1 protein-coding gene is annotated in these 248 nt (G+C 66.9%); it reads right to left on the bottom strand.

Annotated features, from left to right (window positions below; genetic code table 11):
• Positions 1-248, bottom strand: a 248-nt coding sequence (locus SB847_RS21860) for a hypothetical protein (protein WP_410578815.1), incomplete at both ends; no start/stop codon positions are given.

Genomic DNA, 248 nt, shown 5'->3' with positions numbered 1-248 from the left:
CACCACGTCCACGCGTCGATCGTGCGCGGTCGTGGCCGCGTCCAGGCCCATGCCTTTGAGTTGTTCGCGGGCGGTGTCGGCCAGCGCCTGACGCTCGGCGGCGGACTTCGCTGCGGCGCGCTCGAACATGGCTTGCTCGTGTTCGGTACGCATGTGCGCGGGCAGGTCGTCGGTGGCGTTGCCCTTGACAGTCAACGCTTCCAGGGCTTCAGGGAAGTGCCGGAAATCGTCGTCGGTCCCGTAAAACC

It is taken from the genome of Bacillus sp. SIMBA_026 (assembly GCF_046535335.1).
Taxonomy (GTDB): Bacteria; Bacillota; Bacilli; order Bacillales; family Bacillaceae; genus Bacillus; species Bacillus velezensis.
The sequence above is the reverse complement of the archived record's forward strand: the minus strand, read 5'-3'. Positions and strand labels throughout refer to the sequence as shown.